General features: G+C 57.6%; 15 protein-coding genes and 1 tRNA gene. 1 reads left to right on the forward strand and 15 read right to left on the reverse strand.

Features of this window, described 5'->3' with window-relative positions:
• Window positions 1-6: 6 nt before the first annotated feature.
• From mtnB to HY011_28510, 3 genes are all read right to left on the reverse strand, one after another.
• Window positions 7-672 carry a methylthioribulose 1-phosphate dehydratase gene (mtnB, locus tag HY011_28500; GenBank protein MBI3426889.1) on the reverse strand — a complete coding sequence of 222 codons (666 nt, stop codon included), beginning with the start codon at window positions 670-672 and terminating at the stop codon, window positions 7-9.
• Between the two features lie 12 nt (window positions 673-684).
• Window positions 685-1,389 (reverse strand): DOPA 4,5-dioxygenase family protein, encoded by a 705-nt coding sequence (locus HY011_28505; GenBank protein ID MBI3426890.1) that lies wholly within the window; start codon window positions 1,387-1,389, stop codon window positions 685-687.
• Window positions 1,390-1,496: 107 nt separating this feature from the next.
• The gene (locus HY011_28510; GenBank protein ID MBI3426891.1) at window positions 1,497-2,522 is read right to left on the reverse strand and encodes a LysR family transcriptional regulator; all 1,026 of its coding nucleotides are present in this window, start codon (window positions 2,520-2,522) and stop codon (window positions 1,497-1,499) included.
• Between HY011_28510 and HY011_28515 the strand changes: the two genes are divergently transcribed.
• On the forward strand, window positions 2,522-3,367 hold the full coding sequence (locus tag HY011_28515; GenBank protein ID MBI3426892.1) for a sterol desaturase family protein: 846 nt from the start codon (window positions 2,522-2,524) through the stop codon (window positions 3,365-3,367). The genes HY011_28510 and HY011_28515 overlap by 1 nt on opposite strands.
• Before the next feature lie 3 nt (window positions 3,368-3,370).
• On the opposite strand, the gene HY011_28520 is transcribed toward HY011_28515, so the two are convergent.
• The 12 genes from HY011_28520 to HY011_28575 form a co-directional block, all read right to left on the reverse strand.
• The gene (locus HY011_28520) at window positions 3,371-3,553 is read right to left on the reverse strand and encodes a hypothetical protein (protein MBI3426893.1); all 183 of its coding nucleotides are present in this window, start codon (window positions 3,551-3,553) and stop codon (window positions 3,371-3,373) included.
• A gap of 76 nt (window positions 3,554-3,629) precedes the next feature.
• Window positions 3,630-4,343, reverse strand: coding sequence for a phosphoadenylyl-sulfate reductase (locus tag HY011_28525; protein ID MBI3426894.1), 714 nt, complete (start codon window positions 4,341-4,343; stop codon window positions 3,630-3,632).
• Window positions 4,344-4,480: 137 nt separating this feature from the next.
• The gene (gene cysC, locus HY011_28530; protein ID MBI3426895.1) at window positions 4,481-5,047 is read right to left on the reverse strand and encodes an adenylyl-sulfate kinase; all 567 of its coding nucleotides are present in this window, start codon (window positions 5,045-5,047) and stop codon (window positions 4,481-4,483) included.
• A 325-nt stretch (window positions 5,048-5,372) separates the two neighbouring features.
• Window positions 5,373-5,444, reverse strand: a tRNA-Cys gene (locus HY011_28535).
• A 19-nt stretch (window positions 5,445-5,463) separates the two neighbouring features.
• The gene (gene sat, locus HY011_28540; GenBank protein ID MBI3426896.1) at window positions 5,464-6,639 is read right to left on the reverse strand and encodes a sulfate adenylyltransferase; all 1,176 of its coding nucleotides are present in this window, start codon (window positions 6,637-6,639) and stop codon (window positions 5,464-5,466) included.
• A gap of 229 nt (window positions 6,640-6,868) precedes the next feature.
• Window positions 6,869-7,057 carry a hypothetical protein gene (locus HY011_28545; protein MBI3426897.1) on the reverse strand — a complete coding sequence of 63 codons (189 nt, stop codon included), beginning with the start codon at window positions 7,055-7,057 and terminating at the stop codon, window positions 6,869-6,871.
• 217 nt (window positions 7,058-7,274) lie between these two features.
• Entirely contained in the window at window positions 7,275-7,469 is a 195-nt protein-coding gene (locus HY011_28550) for a hypothetical protein (protein MBI3426898.1), read from the reverse strand.
• A 10-nt stretch (window positions 7,470-7,479) separates the two neighbouring features.
• On the reverse strand, window positions 7,480-10,017 hold the full coding sequence (locus tag HY011_28555) for a SpoIID/LytB domain-containing protein (protein MBI3426899.1): 2,538 nt from the start codon (window positions 10,015-10,017) through the stop codon (window positions 7,480-7,482).
• Between the two features lie 131 nt (window positions 10,018-10,148).
• Window positions 10,149-10,958, reverse strand: a complete 810-nt coding sequence (locus HY011_28560; protein MBI3426900.1) for a hypothetical protein — start codon at window positions 10,956-10,958, stop codon at window positions 10,149-10,151.
• Window positions 10,959-10,962: 4 nt separating this feature from the next.
• Window positions 10,963-11,721, reverse strand: a complete 759-nt coding sequence (locus HY011_28565) for a hypothetical protein (protein MBI3426901.1) — start codon at window positions 11,719-11,721, stop codon at window positions 10,963-10,965.
• Between the two features lie 216 nt (window positions 11,722-11,937).
• Entirely contained in the window at window positions 11,938-12,783 is an 846-nt protein-coding gene (locus tag HY011_28570; GenBank protein MBI3426902.1) for a YitT family protein, read from the reverse strand.
• A 14-nt stretch (window positions 12,784-12,797) separates the two neighbouring features.
• Window positions 12,798-13,304: a hypothetical protein gene (locus HY011_28575; protein MBI3426903.1), complete on the reverse strand. Its 507-nt coding sequence runs from the start codon at window positions 13,302-13,304 to the stop codon at window positions 12,798-12,800.
• Between the last annotated feature and the right edge of the window lie 134 nt (window positions 13,305-13,438).

Genomic DNA, 13,438 nt, shown 5'->3' on the forward strand with positions numbered 1-13,438 from the left:
TTGGTTTCACTGCCATGCCCCAGGCACCCTGTGTGTTCGTTGCAACCGCCCCGTCACCTCCAGCAGGAATTCAAAAATTTCGACGTGGCGGCGCGCTTCGCTCAGGGTTCGCCCCCAGGTGTACAACCCATGCCCGCGCAGCAAAAATCCATGCGCGGCGGGTTGTTCATGCAACACCGTGGCGAGCGTTTGCGCCAGCGAGGTCATGTCCTGCGAATTCTCAAGAATCGGCAACCACTCAGCGTGCTGATGCGATTGAACGCCCGCCAGCCCTTTCAACATTTCCCAACCGGTGATGCTCAGTCCGCCCTGCGCGGCAAATTCATCTGACAACAACGTCGCCCAAACGGAATGCGTATGCAACACCGCGCGTGCGCCGCGTTGCCGCACCAGCGTCAGATGCAACGGCGTTTCATCTGAAGGCTTGCCCGCGCCACTGACCAGCGCGCCATCTTCATTCAACAGGATGAATTCTTGCTCCGTCAACTGGCCCTTGTCTTTGCCGCTGGCGGTAATCAACAACCGCAACGGATCGCCGTTGACCACCGCGCTGAAATTGCCGCTGGTACCCAACACCCAGCCACGCTGATAAAAGCCGCGCCCGCATTCCGCCAATGCGCAGGCGACGGCGGCAACGGCTTCAGTCTTTAACGAAAAGGCAGCTTCACTCATCGCGTGTCTGCCCTAGACTTCCAATTTCACCGTCGGTTTGATGTTCGGGAAAGTCTTTTCCACACTCGCCTGCTTGGGCAAGCTATACGCATTCACCGGCTGTGAGCGGTTGACCCACAACGTGTAATACAGGTGATCGGCGCGCGGGTTGTCGGTGTTGGGGTGCAGCAGAATGGTTAATCCCAGGCTGTTGAGTTGCAGCCACGGCACAATGATCGGCAACAGGTCGTTGGTGAACCCGAAGTAAAACGACGGCGTCACGTGCGGGCCGCGCGGTTCCAGATTCCAATTGCCCAACTCCACCGGAAAGCGTTCCGCCGACCATTTGCGCACCAGCGCGGCTTTCTCGTAGGTGTCTTCGTCAAAATAGAAATGCGCGTGATAGCTCTTGATGTCCGTGTAGGGGCGCGGCGCTTTGGGCAAGCCATTCTCTTCGCCCGGACGAATGCTTTTGGGCCGTGCGGTCGGCTCCTTGATCGTCTCGTAACCCCACGGACTCTTGCCCATGTCGGGCGGGGGCACAATCGGTTTGAAGCTGAGACTGGCAGGTGTGATGAGTTCCTGCGCTTCGGCTTCGGGGCTTCCGGCGGTCAGCCCTGCCGCTGTTAGTCCAGCGCCCCCCACACTAAGGATGAAGCTGCGGCGCGTCGGTGACAACAAGTCAGCCCACGCCTGATCTTCTGCCGTGTTGTGAACAATTCTTTCTTCGTCAGACATAGGTTGCTCCCTCGTTTGAGCTGTTTGAGCTGTTTGAGCCGTTTGAGCCTGATGATTTCCCGCTAGTCGTATATCACACATAGCGGAAAAAGTAGTTGACGCTTCGTTTATTTCGATTTGCCGTTGTCGGTGCGCCGTTTTTTTGAGACCACCTTCAACTTACAAGTTGTCAAACATTGCCAGAGCGCGGCGGCGCTTCCGCTCAACACGCGGTCTTTCCGTTTGACCAGAAAAAACCGCCGGGCCTGCCGTAGCCGTGGGTCACGCACAGGCTGAAGCAAGCCGGCGGCCTCTTCCAGTCTGGTCGCCCATGACGAAATCACCGCCACACCGAGCCCCGCCGCCACGGCCTGCTTGATCGCCTCGGTGCTGGGGATTTCCATCACCCGCTCGAATTCGTTCAGCCGTTCGCCCAGCAAGCGTTGCGTCCCCGCGCGCGTGCTCGAGCCCAATTCCCGCAGCAAGAGCGTGCGCCCGCGCAGATGTTCCAGCTTCACCCGGTTGACGCGGCAAAGCGCATCGCCTGTGGCGGCGACCAGTTGCAAATGGTCAGTCGCCAGCTCCACGCTTTCCAGACCCGCCGCCAGATTCAGCTCGCCAATCACCCCCAGCGGCGCTTGATAATTCAACAGCCAGTCCAGCACTTCGGCGCTATCCCCCAGGCGCAGCACTAGCCGCGCGTCCGGATACTGTGCTTGAAACCGCTGCATGAGTTCAGGCATCAGATACGCGCCCGGCGTACTGGAAGCCGCCACCGTCACCTCGCCACGCACCTGGCCGCGCTGCGCATCCACCGCCGCCGGAATCTCTTCATACAAGGCAAACAACCGGTTGATTTGTTCCAGCACAACCGCGCCCGCCGAGGTTAGTTGCATGCCCCGCGGCGTGCGTTCAAACAAAGGCTCGCCGATGGCTGTTTCCAAAGCTTTCAGATGCGCGGAAACAGCAGGCTGACTGATGAACAGTTCCTGCGCCGCGCGCGTGACGCTGCCAGAGCGGGCGACCAGGCGGAAGACGTGCAACGGGTAAAGATTGAAGTTGTCTAGCATCAGCGAAAGCTTATACCAGTCGTCAGGAAAATAGTATTTGCCTGATGTCCCGCCAATCCTTATTTTGACCCGAAAGGTTGGCAATGAAATTTTCCCCGGAACAATTCCCGGCATTCATCGCAGTGCTCAGCCTGATCTTCCTCTTCGGGCTGGAAAGCTACTTCCCTGCCGCTCGCGGGCGTCGTCAGCGTTGGCGTCACGCTTGTCTGAATCTCACGTTAGGAGGACTTAGTTCAATCACCATCGGATTGCTGACCGCCCCTTTTATCGCCCAGGTAATGGGGTGGGCGGAGCAGAGCGGTTTCGGCCTGTTGCGCATGATGCTGCGCGTGATTCCTTTACCGCCCGTGGCAGCGACCGTGGCAGCGCTGCTGCTCTTTGATGCCTGGATGTATCTCTGGCATCGCGCGAACCACGAACTCGGCTTCCTTTGGCGCTTTCATCGCGTTCATCACAGCGATCCTGAGATGGACGCGACCACCGCGTTTCGGTTTCACGCCGGAGAACTCCTGCTTTCTTCCTTGTTGCGTTTGGCCGTCCTTCCGTTGCTGGGCATCAGCCTTGGTCAACTCCTGGTTTACGAAATGCTGCTGCTGCCCGTGATCCTGTTTCATCACAGTAATCTGCGGTTCCCGGCATGGCTGGATCGTTGGATTCGCTTGGTAATCGTCACGCCCGCCATCCATCGTGTACACCACTCACGGCTAAAGCTCGAAACCGACAGCAATTATTCCAGCATTTTCTCGTGCTGGGATCGAATTGCCGGAACGTTCCGGCTGCGGCTTGATATGACACCCGTCAACTTCGGCTTGGATAAATATGGCGACGCAGCGTGGCAGCGCTTCTCAAAACTGCTGGTGATGCCATTCACGCCTCTCCAAGAAAATTCAACCGTTCTAAAAAGCTTCGCTCGATTCATTTCCCGGTGAGTATCAGTTCGAGAAGGTCACATTGCCGTTCGGATTGGCATTAACGAAAAAGCCGCGCGCATCCGGCGCACCGTTACGCAGGTATTCAAACAGCGTCCCGCGCAATTCCGTGCCGCCGGAGCGCGTCGAAAAGTTCAACGCGCTGCCGCCCGTGCGCCCGAATTCCGCCGGGAAGGAATTCGTCACAATCTAAAATTCCTGCACCGCATCCGGCGAAGGTCGCAGCGAAATGCGATGGTCGCCTTTGTCCGCTGGCAGCACTTCACAGATGAATGCCGCACTCCACCTTGCCCTGCCCTGTCCAACGCCCGCTGCGTTCGTGCGCGCCAAGCGCAACAGGGCGCGTACACGGTTCGCAACCGATGCTGGTGTAACCCGCGTCCAGCAAGCGGTTGTAAGGCAATTCGTGCCGCAATACGTAATCCCACACCTGCCCGCGCGTCCAATCGGCCAGCGGATTGAGCTTCAACAAATTGTGCTTGGCATTCCATTGCACCTTGCCGATTTGCGCCCGCGTCGCAGCCTGATCGCGCCGCAGCGCTGAAAGCCAGCCCGCATAACCGGCCAGCGCGCCCTTGAGCGGTTCGACCTTGCGCAAACGGCAGCAAACGTCTGGCTGCCGCGCGTGCAAGGCCACGCCGTATTGCGCGTCTTGTTCCGCCACCGTCAACGCGGCCTGCTGTTCAATCAGGTTCAAGCCATAGCGTTCGCGCACACGCTCTTTCACCTCGTGGGTCGCGGCGAAATGAAAGCCCGTGTCCAAAAAGATCACCGGCGTTTGCGGCGCAATGCGCGCGAGTTTGTCTATCAACACGATGCCTTCCGGCCCAAAGCTCGACGTCATCACCAGCTTCGGCGCAAAACGCCCGACCGCCCATTCCAGCAGCGCTTCAATGGATTTGCCCTCGAACTGTTGTGACCAATGCGCGGCTTCGGCTTCAGCCGCGCTGGCTTTCGTCATTGCAATTGCACTCATCTTGCGGCTCCGTTGTTTATCGTTTCAGATTTAACTGCCCAACGTGGCAAAGAATGGATTTGGCAACTGTGCTTCCGGCCATTCCGCTGCGTGTGGCATTGCCACACGCAGCCAGCCTTTGAACCATTGCACCAGTTTCATGCCGCCACTGCTTTCCCCTGCGCCCCCGCGATCAAGCCCAATTCCGCGAGTCTCGCCAGAATCTTGGCGGCGCTTTCGGCGACGGTTTCAGTATCGCTGCTGACCAGCACTTCCGGTTGCAACGGCGCTTCGTAAGGGTCGGAAACGCCGGTGAATTCTTTGATCTCGCCTGCCAGCGCTTTCTTGTAAAGCCCTTTCACGTCGCGCGCGACCAGCGTATCGAGCGAAGCCTGCACATAGACCTCGACAAACCGCGCGCCTTCGGCTTCGACACTGGCGCGCACTTCGTCACGAATCGCGCGATAGGGCGAAATCGCCGCCGCGATCACACCGACGCCATTGCGCGCCAGCAACCGCGCCACATAACCGATGCGGCGAATGTTGGTGTCGCGGTCTTCTTTCGAGAAGCCCAGCCCTTTGCTCAGATTGGTGCGGACTTCATCGCCATCGAGCACCTCGACGTTGACGCCGTGCGCTTTCAAATGCGGCACGAGTTCGTTGGTGAGCGTCGTTTTGCCTACGCCTGACAGTCCCGTAAACCAGAGGGTAAATCCTTGCGACATTCGAGAGTGATCCTTTCTGTTAGAAAAAATGTTTGCGTTGCGCCGCGTGCCAAGTTGAAAAAAGCCGGTGAGTGATGAGTGTCCACCACTCACCGCTAAGGAGTTCCATCAACTAAACACCAGCGACGAAGTAAGTTCACCGGCAAAAATAAGCAGGTCTAGACAGGATTAACAAGATTGCTCACAGGATTAACAGGAAAGCGTTGAATATCGCGTTGGCACGGGGCGGTTTGAATCCTGTAAATCCGCCGGTAAATCCTGCTCATCCTGTCAAAATGCCTGGTTGTTTTTGCCTGCCTACTTAACTCGAACAAACCAAAATTGAAGGCGGCGACCGGAATCGAACCGGTGTACAGGGCTTTGCAGGCCCTTGCCTCAACCACTCGGCCACACCGCCCAAACTATTTTTGAGTTACTCAGGCGCTGGCTTTTAAGGCCTGCGCTTTCAGCCCTTCGATCAGCACCTGCGCCACTTCGGCGCGTGTGAATTCAACCGGGGGAATTTCGCCTGCGGCCAGTAACTCACGCACCTTGGTACCACTCAACGAAACGTGTTCCGCCGCATCGTGCGGGCAGGTTTTCAACGAAGCCATCCCATCGCAGCGGCGGCAGAAAAACGTGTTGTCAAAGAACAACGTCGTGATGCCAATCTCGCCCGGCGCAAAATCGCCAAAGGCCTGTTGCGCTTCATAGGTGCCGTAGTAATTGCCCACGCCCGCGTGATCGCGCCCAACGATGAAATGCGAGCAGCCATAGTTCTGCCGAATCAGCGCGTGGAAGATCGCTTCGCGCGGCCCGGCATAGCGCATCGCGGCCGGTAACACCGCCAGTTGCACGCGGTCTTGCGGGTAGTAACCGGCGAGTAACACCTCGTATGCCTTGACGCGCACCTCAGCCGGAATATCGTCTGATTTCGTTTCGCCCACGATGGGATGCAGTAACAAGCCATCCACAATTTCCAGCGCGCTTTTTTGAATATATTCGTGCGCCCGGTGCACCGGGTTACGGGTTTGAAAGGCGACGATGCGCTGCCAGTTGCGCGCCGTGAATAAGTCGCGCGTTTGGCGCGGGCTTAACCGGTATTGCGCAAACGTCGCGGGGTTCACTTCTTCCAGCAAGCTGATCTTACCGCCCAACAGGAATTCGCCTTGTTCATAAACAGCGGCCACGCCGGGATGTTTGGCGTCGGTGGTTTTGTAAACCGCCGCAGCTTCCAACTCTTTGTTGTAGCCGTAAATCTCTTCCAAATGCAGAATCGCCAGCAAACGCCCGTCACGCGCATACAGGGCAATGTCTGTACCCGTGCGTAACGACTTGCGCGTGGCTCCATCCACCGCCAACGTCACAGGGATTGACCACACCAAGCCACTCGCCAGCCGCCGTTCATCGCGTACACGCAGATAATCGGCTTCGTTCAAAAACCCTTCGAGCGGCGAAAAAGCGCCATTCGCCAGCAGCTCCAAATCGGCCTCATTGCGCGCATTGAGCGTGACACGCGGCAAGCCCTTTGCCCGGCGCAGCCACTCTTCGCGTGCTTGTCCAGTTACTTTACGATCAACTAATGTGCCGCCGTGTGGTTGAATTAAGCTCATTTTGTTATTCCTTATATGCGCCGGCAACAGCCAGCAAGTTACTTATAATGGCGCTGCTCGTGTTACCACCAGGCACACTTCGAGTACCTTGACGCATAACAAAGCGCGCCGAAAATTCAGTTACGTCGCCTAGCGGACGAAAAGAAATGCTCAAGCCGGGCAGCCGCAAAAAGCAGCGCTGGCAGCAAAGTAACCGCAACCAGCCAAGCCAATGCAGACAGACCAAGGCTCAATAAAGCACTCGTCTTCGTCGCGCTGATTCAAGCCCGCAGGCCAGCATCAACAACAACAGCGACAACAACAACAACAGGTATTCAGGGAAGATTTGCCGGACGGCATGGAGAAAGGAGAGAAGGCGGAAATAAAAGCGGAACCAAGGGCCAGTGCGCGCGTCGGCGAACTGCCACTCGTTGTCCATCCATTTGGATTTGCCGTAGTCATTTGAATTTCCTTTTTGCTCGTCTACTGGTTTTCCTGATTAATTAGTAGCCCAATGCTCAACTCAGGAATGCTTGGCAAAATACACGCCCAAGGCGTAGCTGTCAATTCCCAATTCTTATTTGTGCAGATTATTTACGACAATTTACCGGGCAATAAATTTCATTGATAACAAGAAATAAACCTAACTGAGTAACTTAATTTTCCGCCAGATCAGAGCAGTCGCCTAACGGATAAGGATAGCCACAGCCAGGACACGGTTGTTTGCGCCCGCAAACAGCATCTGTCACCGGCGTGTCACAAACCAGGCAGCGCAAGTTATCGGCCTGGCTGTCGCGATCTATCTCTGCGTCTTTCGCGCTCATTTCAATGACCTTTTCTAAAATCATCACTGGCCCCTGGTTAGTTTTTCGCCACACGCCGCCACACCGCAGCCTCACCTTCAGTGCGTAACAACAACCGCACTTGCTGATACGCCAGCGCATACAATTCGCGCTTGGTTGCGGCATTCGCCGGACGCGCCAACCGGCGCTCCAATTCAGCAACAGTTAAGGGTTCACGTGATTTCACCTTCGCCAACGTTCGCCCTTCGCCCGCGTACCAGAGCGCCAAGCCTTCGGCCAGCCAGTGTGGCGTGTGGCCCTGTCCTAGCATTTCAATTGCCACATGCGTCAATTCGTGTCGCAAGGTCGTCGTCAAGATGCCGCGTTTTTGCAGCAAGGCCAGCGGCTGCGTTTCGATGCGCCGCCCGCGTGTGACCGCCGCCACCCAACCTGTTTGCCCGGTCGCCGTAATAAACTCCGCCGTGTTGGCGTGCACAAAAACTTCGATCGGTGAATTAACAGGCAATACCAATGACGCCTGTTCGACGCGCCGCGTCAGATCAGCCCTCGCGGTTTCAAGCAAACGCAATATCTGCTCGACCTCGCGGACAGCCAGGCTCACCGGGTAACTCACGCGAAAATGCTCGCCCGCCAGCGTAGCCCGCTTATCAGAGGTCATACCGCCGCGCGCTGCTGTCGTGTAGGTCGCGGGTGACATCCGGTCGCTCCCATTCCTGGCACCGTACCCAGCCAAGCTGCTCGCCACACCCGGAAAATAAAACGCCAGGATTTGTTGGTAGCCCAGCCCGCGCGTGGCCATCACGTGCGCGCCTTCCTGGCACAGACCCAACCCGTGGCCGAAGCCGTGACCGGTGAAAACAAAGCGTTCGCCGCGCCGTTGTACCTCGAACCAGGAGCTTTTCAGCAACTGCCAACCGAGTTTGCGTCCCACCAGCATTTTGAAATCCCAGCCGCTCAGCACACGCCGCCGTGCGCCCGTGACCGCCAGCGTTTGCGCACGCCCGCTGGCATCGCGTTGTAAGACGGCGATACTTTCCAACCGCGCGCCGACATCGGTGCGCGTGTCACCGCGCAAGGCCTGCGCCAGTTGGGCCGCCGTGATTTCGCACGTCCAGTTGCGATTGGGGCGCGTGGCGCAGTAATCATCGCGCACGCCGCGCAAATGCTCTGGCGCACGCACGCCCCAGAGCGTTTCCAGATTCGCTGTTTGTCCGCCACAGGCTGCGTGAAAATAGGATTCCGCCAAATGCCCTTGCCGGTCTTGCAAAATTTCACCCGCTGTTTGCGTCACCGCGCGCCTTACCGTTTCGCGCGTGGGTGTTTTGTCCAGCCAGAATTGCTGACAATGTGTGGTGCTGCAAAAATCAAAGCCTTCGCGTGCGTGCCGCCCCAGATTCTGCATGGCGTAAGTGCGGCTGACTACGGCCAAGGCTTTCAATGACTCCGCCTGCGTCTCGACGCTGCCCTCCGCCGCGACCACGCCCGCCACGTATGCCTCAAAGGGCAATTCTTTGATGGCGGATGGCGGAGTTTTTGATTGCGGATGGCGGATGGCGGATTGCGGATTGCCCAGCCGAACGCGCACCGTTTGTGGAAAACGCGCAGTCGAATGCACGGCAAAATCAGTGCCTCCAATCTCCCCGTCTCCCCGTCTCTCGATCACACTTGCCGCCAATCCACAATCCGCTAGTCCCAATCCGCAATCCAACATGCGTTTGGCGATTTCAGCGCCTTGCGAACCGTGCGCACGTTTGAGCAGGACGACAAAGCCGAGCTTGATCTCTTCCGGCGCGGGCAGGCCACTGTCACGCGGCGGGGCCACGAAGCCTACGAACCAGCCTTGCGTTTGAAAGCCGTTGCTCGCGGTCGAAGTCCCGGTCTTGCCGAATACATAGACCGGCAATTGATCTAACTGCGCTTTGTCCGCCGTGCCGAATTTGACCGCGCCGCGCATGCCTTCGAGCAAGACGGCGCGCTGTCGTTCGGCCAGATTTACTTTGGCTTTCAATTGCGCCCCAGCTTCCCCCTGTTGTGGACGATATAAGCGTCCGCCATTCACCAGCGCCGTATACGCCGCCAGCAATTGCACCGGCGTCACCAACAGATTGGCGCTGTCGCCCAACGCTTCCTGCGCGCGCCATTCGCCGGTAATCAGTTGCCCGGCCACTTCGCCGCCCGCGTTCACGCCCGTGCGCGCGCCAAAGCCGAACCCGGCCAGTGTCGCGTTGACGGCGCTGGCGCTGATGCGTTCGCCGACGTGACCGAAATAGTCGTTGCAGGAATAGGCCAGCGCCTGCGGCAAGTTGAAGGGCGTCGTGCTTTTGGGATGTGAGCAAAGCGTGGCGTAATTGCCGCGCGCATAACGTCCACTGCATTGCCGCGCGGTGGCGCGTTCGAGCAAATGCGCGCGCATGGCCGTCAACGCGGTAAACGGTTTGATCGTTGAGCCAGGTGGAAAAGCTTGGCTGAACGCGAGACGCGGATTGACGACCGCCAGCAAGCGTCCGGTTTGCGGATCAATGACGAGGACGGTGCCTTCGCGGTCGCCAAGCGCGGCAGTGGCGGCGCGTTGCCAACGGTCAGCATCAACGTTCAAATCAGCCGGGACAGCTTTGGATTCAGCAACGGGCGCAGAAGGATCGCGTGGTTCAGGTACCGTTCGTTGCAGGGCGCACGCGTATGCGCACGCCAAACTGAAGAGGCAAGCCGAAAGTTTTGCGCTTCGCCTTAACATCCCGTCGTCATGAATTTGGCGACTTCGGCTACAAGCTGGCCGGGTTTCGCTTGAGAAGAAAGAAACAATTTGCGCGCAGTCATGTTGTAATGAGAATTCAAGTCCGCATACAGATCCAACTTGCCATCGCCGTCTAGATCGCCGGCCCATTTCAGGTCCCAATCAATATCGCTCACCTCGCCTTCCAGGCTGCAAAGCACCTGTGTTATCACACCATCGGTCAACAAGAGTTGAGGGTCGCGCGGCAAAATGGAATCCACGCCAGGCCCCGTCCCAATGAGCTTGAGTTGATAAGATTGCGTCCCAAGCTTCAGTGACACAGGCGAATGCGTGTACAGCGAGAAAAACTCATCCGGCTTAGCATAAAAAATCGTTGTCACTGGGCCGGGCTTCAATCCCGGTACATTCTTGATCAATAGGAGCGGTTCGGTTGGATGCTCGACGCTGACGCTTTTCCCCGTCGCACTCAACTCATCTTCATCCATGATTGGATCGTTTACGAACTGAATCTTGATAGTTGACTCCATTAACTTGGAGCCGCTTTCCATCACAAACAGTCCCAGCCATTTTTCACCATTGCGTGCCTTAATCTCCGTGCCGTGAAAGCCTTCTCCGGTTTCCAGCAATTGCACACCAGTCAATGGCCTGCGCACAAGTGTGCTTGGTGGTGGCACTTGGTGCTCGGCATTCTGCAACGGCTTGAGGATAACCCCTTTCTCTGGTTGTTTGCCGAAATGCGCGGCGACACCTACCGCAATCAGCAACGTCAACGCACCAATGAAAAGCACTTTTTGCCAATGCATAGCCCTACTCCATTTCCGTTTTGATCGAAAGCGCTGTCACCTCCGCCAACGCCCCCACCGTCATCCACCACCCCACAAACACCAACAACAACGCCAGCGCCAGCCGCCCACCCAACAATCCCATCTCGACCCACGCCCCGCCAAACTGCGTCCGCGTGAACAGCAGGAAGTAGACCGCCACGCCGAACACGGCGAATAGCAACGCGTAGATCGCCACCGCGCGCGGCGCGAACGCCCGGCCCAAATGTCGGAAGAAGCCACGATAGGCGTTGCCTGCACCTTCGCGGGCCGCCGCCAGCCAGAGATGAATCGCCATCAGCGGCAGCGCCAGATACAACACCACAAAGCGCGACCAACTGAGCAGCGTGCCTTGCCAGGCGCGGCTCTGCTCGTAACTCAGCTTGCCAGCCAGCCAGCCAAAACCGAAGCTCAATAATCCGGCCACCAACAGCAGTGGCAAGCTCACCAGCAGCAGCTTCCAGCAATCCTGCAAGGCGCGTCGCAACAGGTAACCAGGCCCGACGCCGATGCGGACGTAACTCACCGCCAGCGCCTGCAACACGAAAAACAACACCACAGCGGCCAACGGCAGCACGACCAGGCTTAACAGCACGTGCGTCACGGTGCCTACGCCGGTGGTGAAAAAGATGTAAAGCACCAGCAGCAACAGGGCATAAAGCAGCAACGCAATCAGCGTCGCGCCAAAGTTGGTGAAGAGTTTGCGCGCTGCGCTGGTGATAGAGGCAAAGATGTCTTTGAGCATAGTGGTCAGTGGTCAGTTTAGAAGTTGCCCGATTATTTTCGTGGTGGCGGCAGTGGTGTTCCGCACTTGCGGCACGGCACGGTTTCATGCGCTTTGGTGCTGGGGGCCACAGTCTCGCGGCCACAGCGGGGGCAGCGCCGCGCGAGTGATTTGGCGACCGTGTGGGCCAGCAACCATTGAAAGATTGGATTCATAACTACTCTTCCAATAACTCGCTTAATGCAGCGCACGCCGTTTAACGACGCCGCCGCTTACGTCCGAGATCGGATGGATGACGACGAAGGCGTTGGCGTCAAGCTCTTCAATCAAGCTTTTCAGCCGATACAGTTCCAGCCGCGTCACGACGCAAAACAGATTGTCCATCTCGGTATCGGTCAGCCCGCCGCGTCCCTGGTACACCGTCACGCCGCGCCCCAAGTCATTGATGATCGCCGCTTTGATCGCTTCGTTCTGAGCCGACACGATGATGACACCGTTGTACTCTTCGATGCCGTGCAAGATGAAATCTATCGTGCGCGAGGCCGCAAAATACGTCAGCATCGAATACAACGCCGACTCTACGCCCAGGAAAAAGGCGGCGACCGCAAAGATGACGATATTAAAGACCAGAATCACATCGCCCACTGTCACGGGCGCTTTCTTGCTCAACAGCAGCGCGGCGATTTCCGTCCCATCCAACACCGCGCCGCCGCGCATCGCCAACCCAATGCCCGCGCCCAAAAAGAAGCCGCCGAAGACCGCCGTCAACAGCTTATCGGGCGTCACATCGGGATAATGAATCAGCGCCAGCGCCAGCGCCAATCCGGCAATCGCCAGCGTACTTTTCAGCGCGAACGTCCTGCCGATTTGCCGGTAGCCCACCAGGATGAACGGCAAGTTGAGCAGCAAAATTGGCACCCACACCGGCACCGGCGACAACGCCGCAATCAACATCGAAACGCCCGTCACCCCGCCGTCAATAAAGCGGCTGGATAGCAAAAAGCCTTTCAAGCCAAACCCGGCGGAGAGAATGCCGAGGGTGACGAAGGCGGTGTTGGTGATGGTTTGCTTCGTGGCTTTCATCTGCCGCCGGCAACTCAATCGCTGGTAATGGTTCTATAAAACCGACCTCGCCGATACAGATAACTATATCCCCCTTTTTCTGAAAAAAGGCCTACGGTGGCGTGTCTGTAGCGGAAGTGTCTTTGGGTTTCATAGTTATAATCCTTTCTGCCCTTCTGAAAAAGGTACAGGCACAGGTCGCTCGCGGGAAGCGACCTATCCAAGGTCCGTCTGACATAGCCGCCGTCTTGTTGCAGGTAAACGATCAACCGTTGCCGTTTCTCGCTGGCCCCCTTGCCCGCCTGAATGTAAACGGCATAGTCGATTTGCCCGTTGCCATCTAAATCTCCAGCGACACGCGTGATGCATTTCCGACCTTCTGATGTCTGGCTGGCAGCAAACCGCCAGTTGCCCGCGTGGCGGGTCAAATCCGCGCGGATCTCGTTGGGAAATCGCGGCGCTTTCGCTTTAGCAGCAAACGTGCTCGCACACAGCAGACCAACCGCCATGATCACCAAACAACTTTGACCTTCAAACTTCATGAAAGAGGTTCGCTAGTTCTTCGCGGCTCTGCCGCCCGATGTGCGGAAGGTCTCAGACCTTCCGTCAGCTTCTATCTAAGATTCCGGGGCTGTGCCCCGCCGGGGCGTAGCCCCAAATCCAAATTACCAGCAGC

The organism is Acidobacteriota bacterium (assembly GCA_016196035.1).
Lineage (GTDB): Bacteria > Acidobacteriota > Blastocatellia > RBC074 > RBC074 > JACPYM01.

Excerpts from the sequence above, each read along its gene's own strand:
- mtnB (MBI3426889.1), bottom strand. The coding sequence starts at position 672 with ATGAGTGAAGCTGCCTTTTCGTTAAAGACTGAAGCCGTTGCCGCCGTC.
- HY011_28505 (MBI3426890.1), bottom strand. The coding sequence starts at position 1,389 with ATGTCTGACGAAGAAAGAATTGTTCACAACACGGCAGAAGATCAGGCG.
- HY011_28515 (MBI3426892.1), top strand. The coding sequence starts at position 2,522 with ATGAAATTTTCCCCGGAACAATTCCCGGCATTCATCGCAGTGCTCAGC.
- HY011_28525 (MBI3426894.1), bottom strand. The coding sequence starts at position 4,343 with ATGAGTGCAATTGCAATGACGAAAGCCAGCGCGGCTGAAGCCGAAGCC.
- cysC (MBI3426895.1), bottom strand. The coding sequence starts at position 5,047 with ATGTCGCAAGGATTTACCCTCTGGTTTACGGGACTGTCAGGCGTAGGC.
- sat (MBI3426896.1), bottom strand. The coding sequence starts at position 6,639 with ATGAGCTTAATTCAACCACACGGCGGCACATTAGTTGATCGTAAAGTA.
- HY011_28545 (MBI3426897.1), bottom strand. The coding sequence starts at position 7,057 with ATGGACAACGAGTGGCAGTTCGCCGACGCGCGCACTGGCCCTTGGTTC.
- HY011_28560 (MBI3426900.1), bottom strand. The coding sequence starts at position 10,958 with ATGCATTGGCAAAAAGTGCTTTTCATTGGTGCGTTGACGTTGCTGATT.
- HY011_28565 (MBI3426901.1), bottom strand. The coding sequence starts at position 11,721 with ATGCTCAAAGACATCTTTGCCTCTATCACCAGCGCAGCGCGCAAACTC.
- HY011_28570 (MBI3426902.1), bottom strand. The coding sequence starts at position 12,783 with ATGAAAGCCACGAAGCAAACCATCACCAACACCGCCTTCGTCACCCTC.
- HY011_28575 (MBI3426903.1), bottom strand. The coding sequence starts at position 13,304 with ATGAAGTTTGAAGGTCAAAGTTGTTTGGTGATCATGGCGGTTGGTCTG.